Annotated in this window: 23 protein-coding genes; 15 read left to right on the top strand and 8 right to left on the bottom strand. The window is 45.2% G+C overall.

Features of this window, described 5'->3' with window-relative positions; genetic code table 11:
• Positions 1 to 198: 198 nt before the first annotated feature.
• A complete protein-coding gene (locus ACMXYX_RS02940) occupies positions 199 to 873 on the bottom strand; it encodes a phosphoglycolate phosphatase (RefSeq protein WP_415897538.1) in 675 nt (224 codons plus the stop codon).
• On the bottom strand, positions 873 to 1,550 hold the full coding sequence (rpe, locus tag ACMXYX_RS02935; protein WP_415883506.1) for a ribulose-phosphate 3-epimerase: 678 nt from the start codon (positions 1,548 to 1,550) through the stop codon (positions 873 to 875). Before rpe ends, ACMXYX_RS02940 begins: the two co-directional genes overlap by 1 nt.
• An 88-nt stretch (positions 1,551 to 1,638) precedes the next feature.
• Between rpe and ACMXYX_RS02930 the strand changes: the two genes are divergently transcribed.
• Entirely contained in the window at positions 1,639 to 2,772 is a 1,134-nt protein-coding gene (locus ACMXYX_RS02930; RefSeq protein ID WP_415897537.1) for a DUF3530 family protein, read from the top strand.
• 9 nt (positions 2,773 to 2,781) lie between these two features.
• Here ACMXYX_RS02930 and djlA read toward each other — a convergent pair whose 3' ends face one another.
• The 3 genes from djlA to ACMXYX_RS02915 are packed head-to-tail and all read right to left on the bottom strand — an operon-like array spanning position 2,782 to position 5,328.
• Positions 2,782 to 3,603: a co-chaperone DjlA gene (gene djlA / locus ACMXYX_RS02925; RefSeq protein ID WP_415897536.1), complete on the bottom strand. Its 822-nt coding sequence runs from the start codon at positions 3,601 to 3,603 to the stop codon at positions 2,782 to 2,784.
• Complete coding sequence (gene murU, locus ACMXYX_RS02920; protein ID WP_415897535.1) at positions 3,593 to 4,279, bottom strand: N-acetylmuramate alpha-1-phosphate uridylyltransferase MurU; 687 nt, start codon at positions 4,277 to 4,279, stop codon at positions 3,593 to 3,595. Before murU ends, djlA begins: the two co-directional genes overlap by 11 nt.
• Positions 4,276 to 5,328, bottom strand: a complete 1,053-nt coding sequence (locus ACMXYX_RS02915; RefSeq protein ID WP_415897534.1) for an aminoglycoside phosphotransferase family protein — start codon at positions 5,326 to 5,328, stop codon at positions 4,276 to 4,278. The genes murU and ACMXYX_RS02915 overlap by 4 nt, the downstream gene beginning before the upstream one ends.
• Positions 5,329 to 5,572: 244 nt before the next feature.
• On the opposite strand from ACMXYX_RS02915, the gene ACMXYX_RS02910 reads away from it, so the two are divergent.
• Genes ACMXYX_RS02910 through ACMXYX_RS02870 form a run of 9 tightly spaced genes read left to right on the top strand, consistent with a single transcriptional unit; the run spans position 5,573 to position 14,987 of the window.
• Positions 5,573 to 8,434, top strand: a complete 2,862-nt coding sequence (locus tag ACMXYX_RS02910) for an LPS-assembly protein LptD (RefSeq protein WP_415897533.1) — start codon at positions 5,573 to 5,575, stop codon at positions 8,432 to 8,434.
• Positions 8,424 to 9,722, top strand: coding sequence for a peptidylprolyl isomerase (locus ACMXYX_RS02905; protein ID WP_415897532.1), 1,299 nt, complete (start codon positions 8,424 to 8,426; stop codon positions 9,720 to 9,722). The genes ACMXYX_RS02910 and ACMXYX_RS02905 overlap by 11 nt, the downstream gene beginning before the upstream one ends.
• 4 nt (positions 9,723 to 9,726) lie before the next feature.
• On the top strand, positions 9,727 to 10,725 hold the full coding sequence (pdxA, locus tag ACMXYX_RS02900) for a 4-hydroxythreonine-4-phosphate dehydrogenase PdxA (RefSeq protein ID WP_415897531.1): 999 nt from the start codon (positions 9,727 to 9,729) through the stop codon (positions 10,723 to 10,725).
• Between the two features lie 3 nt (positions 10,726 to 10,728).
• A complete protein-coding gene (rsmA, locus tag ACMXYX_RS02895; protein ID WP_415890307.1) occupies positions 10,729 to 11,535 on the top strand; it encodes a 16S rRNA (adenine(1518)-N(6)/adenine(1519)-N(6))-dimethyltransferase RsmA in 807 nt (268 codons plus the stop codon).
• 11 nt (positions 11,536 to 11,546) lie between these two features.
• Positions 11,547 to 11,933, top strand: a complete 387-nt coding sequence (gene apaG, locus ACMXYX_RS02890) for a Co2+/Mg2+ efflux protein ApaG (protein ID WP_415886989.1) — start codon at positions 11,547 to 11,549, stop codon at positions 11,931 to 11,933.
• Positions 11,934 to 11,948: 15 nt separating this feature from the next.
• A complete protein-coding gene (locus ACMXYX_RS02885; protein ID WP_415897530.1) occupies positions 11,949 to 12,809 on the top strand; it encodes a symmetrical bis(5'-nucleosyl)-tetraphosphatase in 861 nt (286 codons plus the stop codon).
• Between the two features lie 6 nt (positions 12,810 to 12,815).
• Positions 12,816 to 13,136, top strand: coding sequence for a thiosulfate sulfurtransferase GlpE (gene glpE / locus ACMXYX_RS02880; protein WP_415897529.1), 321 nt, complete (start codon positions 12,816 to 12,818; stop codon positions 13,134 to 13,136).
• A complete protein-coding gene (locus tag ACMXYX_RS02875) occupies positions 13,136 to 14,227 on the top strand; it encodes a hypothetical protein (protein WP_415897528.1) in 1,092 nt (363 codons plus the stop codon). The genes glpE and ACMXYX_RS02875 overlap by 1 nt, the downstream gene beginning before the upstream one ends.
• 10 nt (positions 14,228 to 14,237) lie before the next feature.
• Complete coding sequence (locus ACMXYX_RS02870; RefSeq protein ID WP_415897527.1) at positions 14,238 to 14,987, top strand: pteridine reductase; 750 nt, start codon at positions 14,238 to 14,240, stop codon at positions 14,985 to 14,987.
• Here the strand turns inward: ACMXYX_RS02870 and folK are convergent.
• Positions 14,977 to 15,516 (bottom strand): 2-amino-4-hydroxy-6-hydroxymethyldihydropteridine diphosphokinase, encoded by a 540-nt coding sequence (folK, locus tag ACMXYX_RS02865; protein WP_415897526.1) that lies wholly within the window; start codon positions 15,514 to 15,516, stop codon positions 14,977 to 14,979. The genes ACMXYX_RS02870 and folK overlap by 11 nt on opposite strands.
• 1 nt (position 15,517) lies before the next feature.
• A complete protein-coding gene (folB, locus tag ACMXYX_RS02860) occupies positions 15,518 to 15,874 on the bottom strand; it encodes a dihydroneopterin aldolase (protein WP_415897525.1) in 357 nt (118 codons plus the stop codon).
• 20 nt (positions 15,875 to 15,894) lie between these two features.
• On the opposite strand from folB, the gene plsY reads away from it, so the two are divergent.
• Positions 15,895 to 16,482 (top strand): glycerol-3-phosphate 1-O-acyltransferase PlsY, encoded by a 588-nt coding sequence (gene plsY / locus ACMXYX_RS02855; RefSeq protein WP_415897524.1) that lies wholly within the window; start codon positions 15,895 to 15,897, stop codon positions 16,480 to 16,482.
• On the opposite strand, the gene tsaD is transcribed toward plsY, so the two are convergent.
• Entirely contained in the window at positions 16,479 to 17,507 is a 1,029-nt protein-coding gene (gene tsaD, locus ACMXYX_RS02850; protein WP_415897523.1) for a tRNA (adenosine(37)-N6)-threonylcarbamoyltransferase complex transferase subunit TsaD, read from the bottom strand. The genes plsY and tsaD overlap by 4 nt on opposite strands.
• A gap of 200 nt (positions 17,508 to 17,707) precedes the next feature.
• On the opposite strand from tsaD, the gene rpsU reads away from it, so the two are divergent.
• From rpsU to rpoD, 4 genes are all read left to right on the top strand, one after another.
• The gene (gene rpsU / locus ACMXYX_RS02845; RefSeq protein ID WP_275814767.1) at positions 17,708 to 17,923 is read left to right on the top strand and encodes a 30S ribosomal protein S21; all 216 of its coding nucleotides are present in this window, start codon (positions 17,708 to 17,710) and stop codon (positions 17,921 to 17,923) included.
• Positions 17,924 to 17,961: 38 nt separating this feature from the next.
• Complete coding sequence (locus ACMXYX_RS02840; protein ID WP_415883488.1) at positions 17,962 to 18,411, top strand: GatB/YqeY domain-containing protein; 450 nt, start codon at positions 17,962 to 17,964, stop codon at positions 18,409 to 18,411.
• 33 nt (positions 18,412 to 18,444) lie between these two features.
• Entirely contained in the window at positions 18,445 to 20,379 is a 1,935-nt protein-coding gene (gene dnaG, locus ACMXYX_RS02835) for a DNA primase (RefSeq protein ID WP_415897522.1), read from the top strand.
• A 244-nt stretch (positions 20,380 to 20,623) separates the two neighbouring features.
• The gene (gene rpoD, locus ACMXYX_RS02830) at positions 20,624 to 22,438 is read left to right on the top strand and encodes an RNA polymerase sigma factor RpoD (RefSeq protein ID WP_415883485.1); all 1,815 of its coding nucleotides are present in this window, start codon (positions 20,624 to 20,626) and stop codon (positions 22,436 to 22,438) included.
• Positions 22,439 to 22,456: the final 18 nt, after the last annotated feature.

Here is a 22,456-nt window from a genome sequence, read left to right as displayed (position 1 = left end):
CGACAAGCGGGGTATACAAGTGCTGTGATAAGAATCAGCCAAGTCAGAAAAGCGACTTGGCGGTACAAGCCATTGATAAATGGGGAATGACCTGTGAGCTTCTACAAGAGTAAATTCAGCCCTGAAATATAAAAAATCGATTTTATTTAAATGAAAGATCGTTTTTTACGAAGATTGAATTTCGCAAGCTCAAGATTCTTAGAATAGATGATCTAAACGCCCGACAATTTTATCGGGATTTGAGAGAGCAATATCTTCACCATGATTGTATCCGTATGGCACACACACCACTGGACAACCAGCTGCTCGCGCCGCCGCTACATCATTCACTGAATCCCCTACCATTAAGGTATTTTGGGGTTCGGCATCGCAACGCTTCATCGCTTCTTGTAAAGGCATTGGGTGAGGCTTTCGCTCAGACAGACTATCTCCACCCAAAACCACCTCAAAGAAATCACTTATCCCAAAGCCTTCCAACATACTATGAGTAAACGAGATTGGCTTGTTAGTAACTACGCCGAGCTTAACCCCGCGCTCACGCATCCGTTCTAGACACTCAAGCACACCTGGGTACAACTCACTCAGATCAGAAGTAGATTCAGCATAAAACGCAAGAAAAAGCTCATAAGCCTTATCAAATAGGGATTCGTCCACGCCTTCGCCCGCCATATCGCCAGCCAAGGAACGACGCACTAAAACTGCTGCACCATTACCTACCCACTGCCCAACTTTGTCGATACCCGCAGGCACTCTCTCTATGGCGACAAGCATTCGATCAATTGCCTGAGCTAAATCAGGCACGCTATGAACTAGCGTACCATCTAGATCAAACAGAACGAGTTTTGGGTTTTGCCCTTCAAACAGCTCTTGCATTAAGCAATCTTCGCTTTAGCCAATTCAGCTCTCATTTGAGCAATAGTCGCAGCGTAGTCATCTGTATTGAAGATAGCAGAACCAGCCACAAACGTATCAGCACCCGCTTCTGCAATTTCACGAATATTACCAATACCTACACCACCATCGATCTCCAAGCGGATATCACGGCCACTCTGATTAATCATCTCGCGAGCCTGACGCAGTTTATCCAAAGTACCTGGAATGAATTTCTGACCACCAAAACCTGGATTCACAGACATCAATAGCACCATATCCACTTTATCCATTACATATTCCAAGTGGCTTAATGGCGTTGCAGGATTGAAAACCAAACCGGATTTACAACCGCCGTCTTTAATCATCTGTAAAGAACGATCGATATGTTCAGAACCTTCTGGATGGAAAGTGATGTAGCTGGCACCGGCCTCAATAAAATCACCAATAATACGATCAACAGGCTTAACCATCAGATGCACATCAATTGGTGCCTCAATACCATGTTTTCTCAGCGCACTACACACCATTGGGCCAATCGTTAAATTTGGCACATAATGATTATCCATCACATCAAAGTGCACATAATCTGCGCCTGCTGCCAAAACATTTTCAACTTCTTCGCCTAAACGCGCAAAGTCGGCAGATAGAATCGATGGTGCAATTTTGAAATCAGACATGGATATTTTCCAGTTACAAATAATTTAGGCATATTTTAGCGGAGCAGACGTCTTGCTGTCAGCCTGCTTCTTACTCATAATCGTTCATATGAAATTTTATTCTTTTCTCCTTACTCTTAGTTTGATTTCCTCTACCGCCTTTTCCGCCGAAGAGGAAGCTAACGCAGGTACTGAAAAAACAGCCAGCGCAACTCAACCATCAACACCTACTGTCGAAAGAACTGAACCCAGTAGAGAAAACAATCTTCGCCAAGCACTATCATCACACCCTGACCCCAGCACTCAGGTACTACAGCTCGATACAGGAAAAGATGGGGAACAATTACTTGGTTACTATTTAACCGAAGGCAGCGGAATACCACAGGGTGGCGTCATCATATTCCCGGATGAACTCACCCATATGGACTGGCCAGAAAATCTCAACCAAATCCGCACAGGCCTAGCCAATCATGGCTGGTATACATTAGCGGTATTTTTACCCCAACCGGCTCAAACTCCTCTGCCAAAACGTACACTACCGGTTTTGTCGGCTATAAAACCAACTCAGAGCCCAGACACCCCTCAAGACAGCTCAACAGAACCTGTAGAAGCCCAAGAAGAAGCCACAACAGAAAACACCGAAACACCTTCTGACGCAGTAATGAACCAACAGGAAAATGCCGCTAACGCACCAACAGAGGCAGTGCAAGAACAGGAAGAAAAAGAGAATTACCAAGAGATCGTAGCCCGCCTAGGCAACACCGCATTTGAGCACCTAAAAAAAGAGAAAGGCGTCGATAGAGTCGTAATTTTAGGGGCCGGCACAGGTGCCACATGGGCTGCACAATACGTTCAAAAGCACCAAGAACAGCAAAACCTTCGCTTAGTCCTCTTAGACGCACGAGACTCCATAACAGAGAACGCTCCGCGACTGCTAGAAATCTTACCCGAGATAAAAACCACCATTATCGATCTACACCATTCTGCACGCAGATCGACAAATACAAATCACAGAGAAAACTCGCCTGAACGAAGATTACGATTAGCACGACATAAACGCATGAACAATTTTCACCAAAGCCGTTTACCGCAAGCCAATGACAATTGGAAAAAAGACAACTCTTGGCTGTTCAAACATGTTCGCGGCATGATCAATACCTACATTATCAAAGCCGAACAACAAAGCCGAAGTATAGATATCCCTTCGGAAGAGCAAAGCAATAAAGAACAAGCTCCAGGCTAAAAAACGCGCTTATTTTCGTGCTACCTTTATTCGTTCGTAGGCAGCCTGAATTTCCTGGGATTTTTCTTTGGCCAGCTCGATCATCTCTTCTGGCAAACCTTTAGAGACCAATTTATCTGGATGATGTTGACTCATCTGGCGGCGATAAGCTTTTTTCACCTCAGCATCAGATGCACTTTCATTCACACCTAGAACCGCATAAGCATCTTTTAACAGCACCGCCGCATCAACACCAGCTTGACCGTGCTGATAAAAATCTCGCTGCGCTTTGACGCGAGCGATCACCTCTTCAACACTATTTGTACCAAATTCTAATAGATGGCAAAGCTCTTCAATGATTTTTAGTTCTGGCGCGCTTACCTCACCATCTGCCATAGCAGCCTGCAATTGAATTTCTATAAACATCAGTTTAACAGTAGGTCGGTGACGCAAAAGGATCGCAAGCGGCTTTACCGTTTTACTAAATTCAAAATCTTCACTTTTCCCCTGAGTAAAAAGATCAATCGCCTCGCGCTTACGCTCATCGGTTAAGCGCATTTGTGTCATTACATTTCGCGCAAATTGAATCTCATCTTCTGTTACGCGCCCATCTGCCTTCGCAATTCGCCCCATAACGGAAAAAGTTGCTTTAAAAAAGGCTTCTTGAGGGTTTACGGCAGCCACGGCTTTGGTCAGAGCGCGACTAATCAAATAACCGACAAACCCACCAAATATCAGCCCCCAGAAGCCACCGGAAAACAAACCTACCGCTGCACCCAGTAATATAGAAGTAGAATACCGCTTAACGCCTGATCCTAATTGCGCGCCCGCCTCTTGTGCATCAAAGGCCATTAATTTGATTCCCCAACACTAATCTATTTATCTCATCCAATCTTTCAGGTGTTCCGATATCTGCCCAGAAACCCTCGAACAACTCACCTGAAACCTTACCTTCAGCCATCTGCTCTCTAAGCAAGGGTGCCAATGGTACTTTCTCATCTAACGCGATACCTTCAAACATCTCAATAGATAAACGACTAATTCCGCTAAAGGTATAACCTATTTCATCATCACTATTCACACAGCCCTGCTGCAACCCAAAATCACCATTAGGGTTATGCTCTGGATTCGGCACCAATACTAGGTGAGAGCCATCAGACTCAGTCAACAATTTTTCAAATGGGTAGTTTGTAAAGACATCACCATTTACCAGTAAAAACTGCTTTTCACCACCAGAAGCTAATAATGACAATGCCTTTCGAATACCACCCGCCGTCTCTAGAGGCTCAGTTTCAGCAGAATATTTGATTGAAACACCGTATTTAGAGCCATCCCCTAAATACTCCTCTATTTGAGCACCAAGCCACGCATGATTAATTACTATTTCTTTAATACCAGCACGCACCAAACGCTCAATGTGGTATTCAATTAAAGCTCGATCAGCAACTTTCAACAGAGGCTTGGGTGTTTTTAACGTTAAAGGTCGCATTCTGGTGCCTAGGCCGGCGGCTAAGATCATTGCCTTCATGACACAATCCAATTATCCAAAACCGTGTCAGAGAAATGCTCTCTGTTACGCATCGCTGGCAATAATTCCGATACCATCCATCCCGCAACTGGCTTTAACTCCTCAACTTTAGCCGCCACGGCAATAAGATAATTCAAGGTTCTAGGTATATCTGCCAAATAACCAGATTTACCATCACGTATATGTAAACGCGCAAAAATCCCTATAGCTTTAAGGTGACGCTGCGCGCCCATTAGATCAAACCAACGCTTAAAATAAATTCGGTCTGGCATATTCTGACCATTAGCGATCAAGGCCTGTCTGTATCCCTCGACCCAGCCATAGACCTTTTCATCCGGCCAATCGATATAGCAGTCTCGTAACAAAGACACTAAATCGTATGTAACAGGCCCCTCAACAGCGTCCTGAAAATCGATAATCCCCGGCGCCAAATCCTTGCGATACATAATATTTCGCGAATGATAATCTCGATGCACAAAAACCTTCGGCTGCTCTAAAGCGGAATCAATTAGGTAATCAAAAAGAAAAGAGACTAAGCGCTGCGCCTCATCATTCAACTTTACGCCCAGTAATTTTTCCACAAACCATTCTCGAAACAACTCGACTTCTCGACGAAGTAGCACTTCATCATACAAAGGCAACTCTTTACCCCGAGCAGGCTGACAGCTCTGCATCAACAACAAGGTATTTAAAGCCTCGCCATACAAACCATCAACGCTTTCGTCTGAAAGCTGATCTAGATAAAGATCATCACCAAAATCCCCAAGAAGCATAAAGCCTTTAGACAGATCATGATTGTGAATATGCGGCACAGGAACACCCGTTCGCTCCAATGCAGTCGCCACCTCTATAAATGGACGACTATCTTCTTTCTCTGGCGGGGCATCCACAGCTATCCAAGTATTTTCACCGGATATTGCTCGAAAATAACGTCGAAAGCTGGCATCACCTGATACAGTTTCGAGCTGCCAATTTTGACTATCAAACCCCGAAAATCCCGGCAAAATCTCCAACAACCACTCTTTTAAATCTGTATACCGCAGATCCATCTAAATACGCCCCATAAACCAACAACATGCTTTAACGAGCTATTATGACACTCCGATAACCCAAAAAGGTAGAAGTGATCGGTAATTCATCGCTAATCATTAATGCTTAACTCTCAACAAAAACCCTGCAGAACTCTACACTCACTGCTTAGAATGATTTATCATTCTGCCCCTTATGCTTAATTTCACTGAGGTTCGGCCACAACCGAATTCTTCGGAACCGCTGAAACGGATTTAGTATTTGATGCCCTTCGCCAAACGATCGACATATACACTAACGTTAGCCATTAGTGCTGCATTAGTATCTAGCTATGCGACTGCAGAAAACAAACCATCTGAACAAGAGATGGCTTGGAGTTGCAGCATGACCAACGATGGCGAATGGGATTGCTCTGTGAATGAAGAGCTGGTTAATCAAACGGAAGCGGCCAAACAAACGCCTCAGGAATCAGTTGCTCAACAGCCTGTTTCATCAACACCTAGCTCTGAAACTACGCCTGTTGAAATTAAAACAACAACACCCGCTCAAGCCGTGCCGATCCCTCGGGTTAGGCAAAAAAACGTTGTTTCGGCACCTGTTACAACTCAAACCCGCTCAAGCGTAAAAGCCAAAGCTACTAACAACGGTGTTTGGGACTGTGTTGCAGGGACAAATGGTGAATGGCTCTGTAACGATGAGATCGAACAAGCACAGCAGCAACCTCAGCTAGCTATTGAAACGACTGTGCAAACGGACGTACAAACCACCGCTCCAGCTGTCATTACTCACCAGCCTATACAAACAGCCGAAGTGATTGGAAGCGAATGGCAGTGTGGCACGAGCCCAAGCGGCGATTGGGATTGTTACAAAGTCAACATACACGCGCTTAGCCTTCCTCAATCACAGCAACGTAGTGGCTCATCTGAACCACTGTATAATACCGAAAACCCATATTCGCACTTGGATTGGGCGTATTATAGAAATCCGCAAGGCCAACAATGTGCTGGGCGTTATATAGAACCTAGTTACCCAATTGCAGGTGATGAACACTTAGAAAACCCTCCGCTCTACTTGGAAGCAGACCAGTCATCTACAATTATCGGTGGACTGAGTCGCTTGCAGGGTGGTGTGACTATGCGTCAAGGCGGGCGCCGACTCAGTGCCAGCTCTGCAGAATTAGACCAAGTTACAAATAAAGCTCGCTTAGAAGGTAACGTTAAGTTCAGAGAAACTGGACTCTTAATGCTAAGTGATAGCGCGCAGATAGACACTGGCAACTCAGAAGCCATTTTCAATAATGCTCAATACGTATTCCACGAAGACGGGTTACGAGGCTCTGCTGATCGGGTCATCCGCCTAGAAGACGAACGTTTACGTATTGAAAATGGTGATTATACATACTGCCCTCCTTTCAGTGATGCATGGAAACTTGAAGCCAACAGTATTGTATTGAATCAAAACGAAGGTATTGGCGAAGCAGAAGATACCATTATCCGTATAGGCGGTGTACCTGTATTTTACACACCTTACTTTACATTTCCGATCGATGATCGCCGTAAATCTGGATTTCTTTATCCAAGCATAGGCTACAGCACCGATGGTGGCTTAGATCTATCTGTGCCATATTATTTTAATATTGCACCAAACATGGATGACACCCTCACTACACGGTATATGTCAGATCGGGGACTATTGCTAGAAAATGAGTTCCGTTATATGAATCAGTGGTCTAGCAACATCCTAAATACCGCATACCTACCAAATGACAAGGCTGCAAATGACGACAGGTGGCTTCTAGGCGTCAAGCACAGAGGAACCCCGCTAGACAATTGGCGTACAAATATTACCTACAACGCTGTGAGCGATGAAGACTACTTCGAGGATCTTGACACTAATTTAGAAGTACGACGCCAAAATCATCTAACCCAACGCGCAGACATTACATATAGCCAAAAGAACTGGAGCTTTAGAGCACGAGTTCACGACTATCAAACCATAGATAAGAACAGCAAATCGCCATACAAACGCCTTCCTCAACTTACTCTAAAAGGAGAAAGTGAATTTGGGGAAGCAGGTGAATTCAAATACATTGCAGAATATACAAAATTTGATAGAGATTTATCAGGGTTAACTGGTCGCGATCGAATTATAGGTGACCGTCGCTTCGTCATGCCGACCATCAATTATCTATGGCAAGCGCCTTGGGGCTATGTTAAACCTGAGCTATCACTATGGAGCAGTAGTTATAGCCTAGATAATCAGCTATCTAGCTTAGGTGAGAGTCCAAGTGTTAATGTACCTATCCTTAGCCTCGATAGCACTGTAATTTTCGAAAGATCACTTAATAGCGGCGGCACACAAACCTTAGAGCCACGAATTTACGGCTTATACGTTCCAGAAGAAGATCAGGATGAAATTCCTGACTTCGACACATCAGAACCTGATTTTAGCTACAACTCCCTTTTCCGCCATAATCGCTTTAGCGGCAAAGATAGAATTGGAGATGCAAAGCAGATTTCGCTTGGACTTGCTAGCCGGTTTTACGGACAAGACGGCAATGCAAAAGCCAGTCTAAGCATTGGTCAAGCCTACTACTTATCTGACCGCAGAATACAACTAAATCCAGACTCGTCTGACTCCACTGAAGGTCAGAGTGATATTGCGACAGAAGCCGTTTGGTATCTAAACCAGCACTTCCGCGCCAGCTTTGATGCTATCTTAGATAACAACGATTTCAGCAATACTGAATCAAACCTTCGCCTTCGCTATAACAGCGACCTAGATCATCGGTTCGACTTCAGTTACCGTTACGAAGAAGACAAACGTAAGCAGACAGATCTATCTTTCATCTGGCCTTTAAGTAACAGCTGGACTGCTATGGGTCGCTGGTTACACGACATTGAAGATAACGACAATCTAGAATCAGCGTTAGGCCTTGAATACGAAAGCTGCTGCTGGAAAGTCAGCTTCGCAGGACGTCGCTGGCTAGATGATAGAGACAACTACGACACAGGCATGTTCCTGAATTTCACCCTAAAAGGGCTTGGATCATTTGGTAGTGGTAGCAATAGCTTCCTTAATGACATCATTGGTTATGAAGAGCGTGAAGAGCACAATGACAAATAAGCTCCGCAAGATACTATTTTCTGCAGCAGTTTTCGGACTACTGATTCCAACTTCGCAAGCAACACTGGCTGCGGAAATCCCGCTGGATCGTGTTGCCGCTGTCGTGAATGATGGCATTATTATGCAAAGTGAATTGGCACAGCGCACCGCTATAGTTAAAGAGCAACTAAGCGCCCGCAATACCAAACTACCGCCGGAACACATTTTACATAAACAGGTTTTAAACCGCCTGATTATCGACAGCATCCAAAAGCAATTAGCTGCCAGACAAGGCATTCGAGTAACAGAAGGGCAGCTTGATGCAGCTATTGCACGGATCGCTGCTCAGAACAGCCTTACTTTAGATCAATTCCGCGATGCTCTAATTGCCGAAGGTCGAGATTATAATCAAGCTCGAGAGCAGATCCGCAACGAGATGCTGATCTCCAATGTACAGCAAAACCTTGTTAACCGAAGAATCCGCGTATCCGAGCAGGAACTAGAAAATTTCCTAAACTCAGCTAGCGGCCAGGAACAGACTTCAGCAGAGTATCTCCTCGGACACATTCTTCTTGCTACGCCATCCCAAGCATCCCCTGAGGCGATTCAGAAAGCGGAGCGCGAAGCCAATGAGGTCTTCAAAAAGCTAAATTCCGGCGCCGATTTTGCTGAAATGGCCGTAGAGTTTTCCGATGCCCCTAATGCTCTTAAAGGCGGTGATTTAGGCTGGAGAAAAGTAAACGAACTACCTGAAGTACTAGGCAATGCGATCCGTAAACTGTCTCCTAGCGAATTCAGCAAACCAGTCAGATCCCCAAGTGGCTTCCATATCCTATTGGCGAAAGATAAGCGCGGGGGTGCCGTACAACTAGTGCCTCAGCGTTTAGTAAGTCACATTTTGCTTAAGCCAAGTGAGATTCGCACATCTGAGCAGGCCAAACGCCAAATAACCCAGTTGTACCAACGCATACAATCTGGCGAAGAGTTTGCCACATTAGCCAAAGAGTATAGTGACGACCCGGCAAGTGGCTCTGAAGGCGGCTCTTTAGGCTGGACGCAGGACGGCCAAATGGTGCCAGAATTCGAACAAGTGATGAACAATACTGGTATTGGGCAAGTATCCGTTCCTTTTGAATCACGCTTTGGCTGGCATATTTTGACGGTCCTAGATACGCGCACAGAAGATCTCGGCGCTCAGATGCAAGAGAATCAGGCTCGCGCAGCTATCCGCAAGCGCAAGTACAACGAAGAATTAACTAACTGGTTACGCGAGATCCGCTCTCAGGCCTACGTCGACATTAAGGAGTGATTGCTTGGGTATCAATAGATTAGCAATCACCCCCGGTGAGCCCTCTGGCATTGGCCCCGACCTGTGCATTCAAATTGCGCAACAGGGCCATAACCATGAACTGATTGCATTTGCAGATCCTGAACTACTGCGCAAACGCGCGGAACAACTGCAACTGCCAATATCGATTGAACAGTTCGACCCAGAGCTTCCGCCGTCGCCTACGCCCGCAAGAACTCTAAAGGTAGTTCCGATTTCACTAAAAGCTGAAGCGATTCCTGGTGAGCTTAATTGTGATAACGCACCTTATGTTCTGGAAACCCTAACACTAGCGACACAAGCCTGCCTCAATGGAACTTGTGACGCTTTGATCACAGCTCCTGTGCATAAAGGCATTATTAATGATGCTGGCATTCCTTTTAGCGGCCACACCGAATTTCTTGAAGCACTAACAGAAACCAATAAAGTCGTCATGATGCTAGCAACGGAAGGATTGAAAGTTGCACTAGCAACAACCCACCTTCCCCTGCGTGACATTGCCGATGCGATTACACCCAAATTACTCACTGAAGTAATAGAGGTATTACATCACGACCTAGTAAATAGCTTTGGCATCGAACAGCCCAACATCCTAGTCACCGGTCTCAACCCTCATGCTGGCGAAGGCGGCCACTTAGGTCGCGAAGAAATTGAAGTCATAGAACCTACACTAGATAAACTCAGAGCAAAAGGCATAACTCTCAGTGGCCCTTGGCCAGCTGATACACTATTCACAGACAAGCACCTTGCTAAAGCAGATGCCGTGCTAGCCATGTACCACGACCAAGGCCTTCCAGTGCTAAAATACAAAGGCTTTGGCAAAGCTGTGAATATTACGCTTGGCATGCCTATTATTCGCACCTCGGTAGATCATGGTACTGCATTGGATCTTGCCGGAACTGGAACTGCCGACTCAGGCAGCCTGATGACCGCGATTGAATACGCTGGCATCATGGCTACCCACCGCAATCAAACTACGAACTAATTCATGACTAAAAAACCAGTAGCACACAAAGCCCGCAAGCGTTTCGGGCAAAACTTTTTGCACGATCACGGCGTGATTCGTCGTATTATTCGATCTATTGCACCTCATGAATCAGATCAATTAGTAGAGATTGGCCCAGGCTTAGGCGCACTGACAGAAGAGCTGCTTAGCGAAGCAGGTGAACTTGATGCGATTGAGCTGGATAGAGATCTTCCTCCAATCTTACGCACCAAATTCTTCAACTACGGCGACAAATTCCGCATTCATGAAGCGGACGCGATGAAGTTCGATTTCTCCCAGTTACAAAAAGGAGAAAAGAGACTGCGTATTGTAGGCAACCTTCCATATAACATCTCTACTCAGCTAATTTTCCATCTACTAAGCCACGCTGAACAAGTGGAAGATATGCACTTCATGCTGCAAAAAGAGGTAGTTGATCGCATGGCTGCTGGACCAGGCGAAAACAATTACGGTCGATTAGGCATCATGGCGCAGTACTACTGCAAAGTTGAGTCACTGTTTGTCGTACCTCCAGGCGCATTTAACCCCGCTCCTAAAGTAGACTCAGCGATCATTAGACTCACACCTTACCGTGAGTTACCGCACGTAGCCAAAGATGTTTCACAATTTGAAACCGTTGTACGCACGGCATTCAATATGCGCCGTAAAACATTACGTAACAATCTAAAGCCTTTACTGACTGCAGATGCCCTAGAAGAGATTGGCATAGATCCGGGCTTACGTCCTGAAAGACTTCCTGTCTCAGATTTCGTACGCATTAGTAACTACCTTACAGATCAGAAAGGTTAAATAGAGCATTTATGGAAACTATCGACCTAGGTAACAACGTCAATATCGACGTAGAAACCAATTATCTGGCCCAACAATCTGATCCTGATAGCAAACGTTTTGTTTTTTCTTACAAAATTACGATCACCAATCATAATGATATGCCGGTCCAGCTTCTTAACCGCCACTGGCTAATTACCGATGGCAACCAGCATATTCAAGAAGTTCAGGGCGAAGGCGTTGTTGGCGAACAACCTGTGATTGACCCTGAATCAAGTTACACCTACACAAGTGGCGCAGTATTAGCCACCAGCGTTGGCAGCATGCAAGGCCACTATGAAATGAGCACCGATGAAGGCACTCAATTTAAAGCACCTATTGCAGCATTCACTCTAGCAAGACCTAACGCACTGCACTAAACACAGGCAACCAGTATGGCGACCTATGCGATTGGCGATATCCAAGGGTGCTACGACGAACTACAGGCCCTACTTAGAACTATTAACTTTACTAGCAGCGATCACTTATGGATCGCTGGAGACCTCGTTAATCGCGGGCCTAAATCGCTAGAAACCCTGAGATTCCTTCGCGATTTAGGCGAACAAGCAACCTGCGTCTTGGGCAATCATGATTTACACCTGCTCGCCGTCCACTATGGAGCAACAACCTGCAAACGCAGCGATACCCTGGATGAAATATTAGAAGCACCAGACCGTATTGAGCTAATGGATTGGCTAAGTAAGCAAAAGCTAATCGCGCATGACAAATCACTTAACGTGGTAATGGTTCACGCAGGTATTCCGCCTTGCTGGACTATTCGTAAAGCCCGCAAACGCGCAAAAGAAGTAGAAAAAATTCTGCAAAGCGACCAAGCCAAAACTTTTTTCAACCACATGTATGGCAACAAACCCGATCTATGGAGTTCTGACTTAAGTGGCTGGGAACGCTTACGCCTGATTACGAACTATCTAACACGAATGCGCTTTTGCAGCCCTGAAGGGCAATTAGATTTCTCAGCCAAAGGCTCACTTGCTTCACAACCCGAAGGCTACCAGCCTTGGTTTAAAGCACCACGGAAAGATCCAGCAGAAAACGATATCCGTATTCTATTTGGCCACTGGGCAGCTTTAGAAGGTAATGCTGATGCTGAGCATGTCTTTGCACTTGATACAGGCTGCGTTTGGGGCAACAAATTAACCGCCCTTCGCCTAGAAGATCAGCAACTTTTTAGCATTCCCGCTCAGAGCAACAAACCCAAACCTCCTCCGACATCAACTTATTTAAGCAACAGGTAACTTTTTATGAGTCAATTTGAGTGTATAGATTCGCCAAAAGCAGCAGCGTTGATCAAAGACGGTGCTCAGGTTGCCGACATTCGAGATCCTAATAGTTTTGCCCAGGGCCACATTAGTGGGTCTTACAATCTTAGTAATGAAAATCTACATGACTATATAGCTGCAGCCGACATGGATAAGCCTCTACTCGTATGCTGCTATCACGGCATAAGCAGTCAACAAGCCGCTCAATTCTTAGTTGAACAAGGCTTTGATGAAGTCTATAGCATCAATGGTGGTTTTGAGGTATGGCGCGTAGAACAACCAGACCTGTGTGAAATAGCTTAATGAAGATCTATTTAGTGGGCGGCGCAGTTAGAGATAAGCTATTAGATTTCCCTGTCTACGATAAAGACTGGGTGGTTGTAGGTTCCAGCCCTGAAGAGATGATAGAACAAGGCTTTCAACCTGTAGGTCAAGATTTCCCCGTGTTTATTCACCCCCAATCGGGTGAAGAATATGCACTAGCGCGAACAGAAAGAAAATCAGGCAAAGGCTATACCGGTTTTGAATATAACGCCGATAAAGCAATCACTTTGGAAGAAGACCTTCTACGCCGAGATCTAACCATTAATGCCATGGCAATGGACGTTCAAGGAACAATCCATGACCCCTACAAGGGCCAGGAAGATTTAAAGCAAAAAATCTTACGCCATGTATCCCCGGCATTTTCAGAGGACCCTCTGCGTGTTTTACGTGTGGCACGTTTTGCCGCGCGCTACCATCATCTAGGGTTTAGCGTAGCTGATGAAACCTTAGCATTAATGAGGGAGTTAGCTAAAGGCGATGAGTTAGAACACCTGACCCCTGAAAGGGTATGGAAAGAGTTCGAACGCGCATTAACCGAACCTTCTCCATGGGTATTTTTAGAACTACTCCAAAAAACAGAAGCGATACAAAAAGTTCTTCCTGAGCTAAAAAATGCAATATCGAAACCAGACTGGGTTACAAACTTTATTCGCTCAACACAAACAGCTAAGGATGCTGATTGCCGGTTTGCCTGCTTGACCGCTCTGGATAATGAGATAGTGCTGACCGCTTTTTGCGATCGATTAAGAACGCAAAAATCAGTAAAAGAGCTGGCTTCACAGTGCCAACAACAGCACAAAAACCTTAGTCAATTCGATAAGTTATCTGCAGAAGACAAACTGCAGACTATCCAAGCCCTTGACCTGATTCGCCGACCACAGCGCCAAAATAAGCTCTTGATCTGCGTAGATGCTCTGCACCCAGAACCTAACTATCAATCGCTAGCTGCAATATTAGATTCTATTAACCAAATTCAGCCTGCCAACCTGATCAAGCAAGGTTTTAAAGGACCCGAACTGGGCAAAGAGATACAGCGTCTACGTCTCGATATATGCAACCAAGATCACTGAAGGACAGCTAATGAGCACCAACACTACTGCAACAAAAGTGGCACTGATAACTGGCGGTGCACGCAGGGTTGGCGCAACAACAGCCTCAACACTTCATGCAGCAGGATATACTGTAGCCATTCACTACCGATCCTCAGCTAAAGCAGCCGAAGCACTACAAGAAAAGCTAAACCATTTACGCCCGAACAGTGCTTTTATCTTTTCTGCAGACCTAAACTGCATGGAACAAGTTGAACAATTAGCTGAAGATGTAAAATCAAAGCTCGGACAACTCGACTTACTGGTTAATAACGCTTCATCCTTCTACCCAACACCAATCGAACAAAGCACTCAGAAGCAGTGGGACGACTTAATCAATTCCAATCTTCGTGCCCCCTACTTTCTAACAGCCTCGCTAAGCAAATTACTTCGCCAAAACTATGGCTGCATTATCAACATGATCGATATCCACTCGCAACGCGGACTGCCTGGATACCCTATTTATTCAATTGCAAAAGCGGGGTTAGAGATGATGACCAAGTCTTTGGCTAAGGAATTAGCACCCGAGGTAAGAGTTAACGGAGTTTCACCCGGCGCAATTTTATGGCCAGAACAAGAATTAGAAGAAGATCAAAAACAAAGCATTTTGGATAAAACACTACTACAGCGTATCGGCTCACCGGAAGACTTAGCCCAAGCAATCGTATTTCTTGCTTCTGCAGAATATATTACCGGCCAAGTGCTCGCGGTAGATGGCGGAAAATCCTTATTCAGCCACTAGCGCTATCTAAAGCCTCAAACACGCAAGGTAATGATCGGCCTTGCCATTGAAAGTCGATTGACCACAACTTCTGCCGAGCCTTATCATAGCTCGACCACATTTCTAAATACGTCGTACCTATTGCAGGGTGAGCCACATCTGCTGCTATCTCAGCTAAAGGCCACAAAACAAAAGCATTCTTAGTAATTTCACCTCGAGGTAATTGCACCCCATAGTGTATGCCAACTAAATCATCATAGGTAAGAATATCGATATCTAAGGTACGACCACTAAATTTTGGTCCTTTGCGACAACGACCATTTTCATCTTCTATCTTTTTCAGTAACGGAGATAGTTCAACTAATGGCAAATCAGTAACAAAACCAGCAACTAGGTTATAGAAGTTATCTCCAACAAACCCTACCGCTTCACTTTCGTAAACGCTGGATATACTCAGCCCGCCAAAATGCTTATGCAAAGCATCTAGCGCTTGCGAGATATAATGATCTCTATCGATATTACTGCCGATACTGACATAAACTTGAGCCATCTTAACCACGAACTCCACGCTCGATGATGACACCAACATCTTTTGCCTGCGGTACCGCTCCCGGCTTACCTAAACGTAAACGAAGCCATTTCACACCAAATTCTGTCATCACGATCTCAGCAATCTGCTCAGCCATCGTTTCAACCAACTGAAATTCACTTTGCTCTATAAATTCAATCAATCGATCGGAAACTGTTTTATAGTTAAGCGTATTATCCACATCCTCTGTATTTGCTGCCTGACGTATATCAGTCCCCATATCCAAATCTAGATTTACTCGTTGACGAATCTCTCTTTCCCAATCATAGATACCTATAACCGTTTCAACTTCTAGCTCTCGAATGTAAACTAAATCCATACTCAACCTTTGGATATCGAATGACCGAATCGGCAACAATGGCCTTCGGGCTAATTTTTCTAGCATACATGCTGGGTTCTATTCCCACAGCAGTGTTAGTTTGTCGTGCTCTCGATCTTCCAGACCCCCGACAAAGAGGTTCCGGCAACCCTGGTGCAACTAACGTACTCAGAATTGGCTCAAGAAAAGCAGCCATACTTACTTTACTTGGCGATATTAGCAAAGGCCTAGCAGCGCTAGCCTTTGGAAAACTCCTACAGATCTCACAAACAGAGCTTTCCTACTGTTTATTAGCCGTAGTTGCCGGACATATATTCCCTATTTTTTCGCCATTAAAAGGCGGCAAAGGCGTAGCAACAGCATTTGGTGCTTGCATCGCACTTTATTGGCCCATCGCACTGATACAGTTGATCATCTGGGTGATTGCAGTAACGATTAGCAAGATATCCTCTCTCGCCTCAATTGCCGCAGCGCTAATAACTCCAGTATTCACTTGGATAATAGCTCCAAGCCATTCACTTCTTCTAACAACTCTTTGCCTATTACTTCTTTATAGCCACCGAAAAAACATTAAAAAATTACTAAACGGCGAAGAACCTAGGCTTTAAATAGAATCTAGCGTATCCAAAGGCCAGCGCGGCTTAGTCGTAATAACTAGGTCACTTTGCTGCCCTGCTAGTAATCGCTGACAACCTGCAAAAGCAATCATGGCACCATTATCTGTACAAAACTCAGGCCGCGCATAAAAGAGCTCTGAGCGTTCTTTCTCAACCATCACTTCTAAGCGCTCTCGTAATCGCTGATTAGCACTTACACCGCCCGCTATGACCAGTTGCTTAAAGCCTGTAGCCTGCAAAGCACGGCGACATTTGATTGCTAAAGTATCCACTACCGCTTCTTCAAACGCAGCCGCAATATCACACACCGTTTGATCATCAATCTTACCTTCAGCATCTCGATGATCGTTTGCAGTATTCAATGTAAATGTTTTTAAGCCAGAAAAGCTAAAATCCATACCAGGTCGATCAGTCATTGGACGAGGAAAGCGAAAACGCTGACGATCACCTAGCTGTGCGTGTTTGGCAATGAGTGGCCCACCAGGGTAATCCAAACCCAGCATTTTAGCGGCCTTATCAAATGCCTCACCCGCAGCATCATCTAAAGACTCACCTAATAGCTCGTATTGCCCAATACCATCAACACGAACGAGCTGAGTATGACCGCCAGAAACGAGCAACGCTACAAACGGAAATTCGGGAGGACTCTCTTCAAGCATAGGCGCGAGCAGATGACCTTCCATATGATGCACACCTATTGCGGGCTTTCCCCATGCCAGTGCAATAGCTCGACCTGTTGAAGCGCCGACCATTAATGCTCCGATAAGGCCTGGTCCGGATGTATAAGCAACAGCATCTACATCTCCTTTTTGAAGGCCAGCTTTGGCAAAAGTCTCATCCAATAAAGGCAGCAACTTACGTACATGGTCACGGGAAGCCAATTCCGGCACTACACCACCGTACTCAGCGTGCATTTTCACCTGACTATATAAAGCATCACCAAGTAGACCCTTTTCACTGTCATAAATTGCCACTCCTGTTTCATCACAAGAGGTTTCAATCCCCAGTACGCGCATCGTTCACTCACTTCACTAACATGATGAGGGCTATTATACCTGCCCCCCTCAAAACCTGCACCGAAAATACCCAACAAACCGATTATCTGCTTTACTTCACTATGTGAAACGAATAGAATTTTGCGCCTTGCCATAAAACCGTCTGTTTTTTGGCAAGATAATTTTGTGGATTAACTAAACAATTTAAGGTTTGTTCAAACATGCCAGCTGTAAAAGTTAAAGAAAACGAGCCATTTGATGTAGCTCTGCGTCGTTTCAAACGTTCTTGCGAAAAAGCAGGTATTCTAGCTGAAGTTCGTCGTCGCGAATTTTACGAGAAGCCAACTTCTGTTCGTAAGCGTAAAGCAGCAGCAGCTGTAAAACGTCACGCTAAAAAAGTATCTCGCGAAAACGCTCGTCGCGTTCGCCTATACTAATCCACGCGATTTAGATCCCATCCAGAGGAAGGTTAGTCATGTCAGAGTTGAAGCAGCAAATCACTAATGAGATGAAAGCTGCAATGCGCGCTAAAGAAAAAGAGCGCCTAAAAACTATTCGCATGATGCTAGCCGAACTAAAGCGCATCGAAGTAGATGAACGCATTGAACTGGATGACACTAGAGTACTGGCGGTGCTAGACAAAATGTCTAAGCAGCGCCGTGACTCGATTTCGCAATTTGAAGAAGCGGCACGCATGGATCTTGCAGATGCTGAGCGACAGGAGCTGGAGGTGATTAAAACTTTCCTGCCGCAACCGCTAACTGATGAGGAAATTACAGACCTCGTAAAACAAGCTGCAGAGCAATCCGGCGCACAATCCATGCAAGACATGGGCAAGGTTATGGGAATCCTTAAACCTCAAATCCAAGGTCGCGCCGATATGGGAACAGTATCCAAACTCGTCAAGTCTCAATTATCCAGTTAAACTGCCGCTGAGACCTTTTCAGCTGCAACGATAATGGCCGGACGTATACCCCAAAGCTTTATTGACGACCTGCTTGCCCGCATCAATATTATTGATGTGCTAGATGGCCGCGTCCAAAAACTAAAGCGCGCTGGAAAAAACTACTCAGGCCTCTGTCCGTTCCATAAAGAGAAAACACCTTCTTTTAGCGCCAACCAAGAAAAACAGTTCTATTACTGCTTCGGCTGCGGCGCAGGCGGAAATGCCATTAGCTTTTTAATGGAATACGAAAATCTAAATTTCCCTGAAGCTGTTGAAGAACTCGCCAAAACCGCGGGCATGGAAGTCCCTAAAAATGACAATCCCCAACAGCGCGAAAAAGAACAGCAACTTAAAAAGCTATACGATCTATTAGCTAAAGCCGCTCAGTTTTATGAAGATCAGCTTAAAAGCCACAACACGCGACAAGATGCTGTCAACTATCTGCAAACTAGAGGATTGACAGGCCAAGCAGCCAAAGCATTTTCGATCGGCTTCGCCCCTTCTGGCTGGGATAACATTCTTAAGCACCTAGGCAAAAGCGATGCAGATCAAAAGCTACTAGAAGAAGCAGGGTTACTGATACACAACGAAGATCGTGATAGCCATTATGATCGCTTTCGCAATCGAATAATGTTCCCGATTCGGGATCAAAGAGGCCGTACAATAGGTTTTGGTGGGCGCGTACTGGGCGATGACAAACCAAAATACTTAAACTCCCCCGAAACCCCGACCTTCCATAAGAGCAGAGAACTTTACGGGCTTTATGAAGCACGTAAGCACAGCAACAAGCTTGAACGCTTAATCATTGTTGAAGGCTATATGGATGTAGTTGGCCTCGCACAGTTTGGCATTCACTATGCTGTAGCAACACTAGGTACAGCAACAACTGCGCAACACTTAGAAAGACTATTTAAACTCGTTCCTGAAGTTATATTCTGCTTCGATGGTGATAATGCCGGGCGAGAAGCAGCGATGCGTGCACTAAAAACAACACTTCCGGTTATCGAAGATGGAAAAGAAGCCCGCTTTCTCTTCTTACCTGACGGCGAAGATCCGGACAGCCTAGTACGCCAAGAAGGAACTCTCGCCTTCACGGAGCGACTAGATAGCGCTTTACCGCTTTCCGAGTTTTTCTTTAATAGCCACTCTGAACAAGCTGATCTAAACAGCATGGATGGTCGTGCTAGATTCAGCACAGAAGTACTACCTGCTATAAACTCAATGAAACCGAGTTTGTTGCAGCAGATGATGCTCGACCGAATTTGTGAATTAACCAACCTTTCGCTTGAACAGATACAAACTACGGTTAACTTTCACGAGTCAGTACAAACACATACACCAGCCCCCGCTGCAGTTTCAGAGTACGACTACTCTGAATCGTCAAACTATGAAGATTCGCAACCCTACGACTATGCCGATTATAGCAACGAAGGTCATAGCTACGAGGCCCATAGCCATGAAAGCACCCAATACCAACCAAGGAAGAAACAATTTCGCAGCCTTCGCAATAATAGCAGCGAACTATCTTTCGAACAGAAACTGATCGCCCTATTACTTCACTATCCACAACTGGCGTCAGAGCACCAATTTCCTGAAGCACTCAAGAGCAACACAGACGTAAATTCTCAGCTTTTGGCTCAGTTAGTTAGCTATTACAAACAAAACCCAACAGCATCACTTGGACAATTGGTTGTCGATTGGCGTGAAGATGAAACCCTTTCGCAAACGATCGTTGAACTTTATGAAATCTCTACCTCTTTAGAAATCACCTCCGAAGAGATCGCCCGAGCCTACCTTAAAGATGCTCAGCATGGTCTAACACTAAAGGCATTAGAACAAGAGATTTCCCTTTTACAGAAGAAGCACACCCTTTCCAAAGAAGAGAAAATAAAACTAGTTGAATCTATGCAACAACTTAATCAACTAAAGACAACCAGCAAGGCCTAAACGTCCAAATTTAGCTCTTATCAGGCCTTATTAGAGTTTCAGTACATCCCGCCCTTGAAAAACAAACCATCAGACACCATATATTGCTACATTAACTACTGAATTTTCGGCAAGTCGCTGAAAAACAGTCTATTTTTAACAGATGACAGTCTCTAGCTTGCACAGCCTTTTCCCTAGCATGTTGTTAACTACATCGCTATAATGGCCTGCTCGATTTTCATCCACTTTTTCTAGTCAGGGTCCTATGTCCGATACTTCTCAGCAACAGCAGTCTCGCCTTAAGGAATTGATCGCCCGCGGTAAAGAGCAGGGTTACCTAACCTACTCTGAGGTAAATGACCACCTTCCGCAGGATATTGCCGATCCAGATCAGGTTGAAGATATCATCCGCATGATCAATGACATGGGTATTTCCGTGTCTGAAGAAGCACCCGATGCTGAAACACTACTGATGACCGAAGGTGATTCAGCTGATGATGCCGACGAAGAGGCCGTTGCCGCACTAGCCGCAGTAGAATCAGATGCTGGCCGTACAACCGATCCAGTACGCATGTATATGCGTGAAATGGGTACTGTTGAGCTGCTAACTCGCGAAGGCGAGATCAGCATTGCTAAACGCATTGAAGAAGGTCTACGTGAAGTAATGTCTGCCGTAGCCTGCTTCCCTGGTACAGTTGATGCCATCCTTGAAGCTTACAAATTAACCGTTGAAGAGGAAGGTCGCCTAAGCGATATTTTCAGCGGTTATATTGATGCAGACGATGATGAAGAAATACCTGCTGCAACTATCACTGATCCAGATGCAGAAATAGAAGACGAAGATGACGAAGACGAAGAAAAAGAAAAAGGCCCAGACCCAGAAGAAGCTGCTCGTCGCTTCGGTCTAATCAAAGAACACTTTGACGCACTTCACCTAGCCTTAGAGAAACAAGGCCGTGACAGCAAAGAGTTTGGCGATACTCAAGTACTTCTAAGCGAAGCTTTTGCTCCGATCAAATTATCTCCACGCTATTACGAAGCGATTGTTGGGCAAGTTCGCGATACTATCGACGACATTCGTAAACAAGAACGTACTATCATGCGCATCTGCACACAACGTGCAAAAATGCCACGTAAGACGTTTATCAAAGAATTCCCTGGTAACGAAACAAACCCTGATTGGTTTAAAGAAGTTATCGATTCCGGTTCTGATTACTCTCGTGCGATCAAAACCAATTTAATTGAGCTTAAACGTGCTCAAAAGAAACTTATCCAAGCAGAGATTACTACTGGTATCAGCCTAGCTGAGATCAAAGAAGTTAACCGTCGCATGTCGATCGGTGAAGCTCGAGCACGTCGCGCTAAGAAAGAGATGGTTGAAGCCAACCTGCGTCTTGTAATCTCTATCGCTAAGAAATACACAAACCGCGGCCTACAGTTCCTAGATCTTATCCAGGAAGGCAACATCGGCTTGATGAAAGCTGTTGATAAGTTTGAATACCGCCGCGGCTATAAATTCTCAACTTACGCTACATGGTGGATTCGACAAGCAATTACACGATCGATTGCCGACCAAGCACGTACAATCCGTATCCCAGTACATATGATCGAAACGATCAACAAACTGAACCGTATCTCTCGCCAGATGCTTCAGGAAATGGGACGCGAAGCTACACCTGAAGAACTTGCTGAACGCATGGAAATGCCTGAAGACAAAGTTCGCAAAGTACTTAAAATTGCTAAAGAGCCGATCTCCATGGAAACACCAATCGGTGATGATGAAGACTCAAGCTTGGGCGATTTCATTGAAGACGTAACCATTTCCTCCCCTGTTGATTCAGCAACAGGCGAAGGTCTGCGTGAAGCGACCCGTGAAGTACTAGCAGGCTTAACAGTACGCGAATCCAAAGTACTTCGTATGCGCTTCGGCATAGAGATGAATACGGACCACACACTTGAAGAAGTGGGTAAACAGTTCGACGTAACACGTGAACGTATCCGTCAGATCGAAGCTAAAGCACTGCGCAAACTACGTCACCCAAGCCGCTCTGAACACCTACGCGGCTTCTTAGACGAATAGTAAATTCTTTTAAATCAA

Source organism: Neptuniibacter sp. QD72_48, assembly GCF_047778065.1.
Lineage (GTDB): Bacteria > Pseudomonadota > Gammaproteobacteria > Pseudomonadales > Balneatricaceae > Neptuniibacter.
This window is presented reverse-complemented; position numbering and strand designations above follow the sequence as displayed.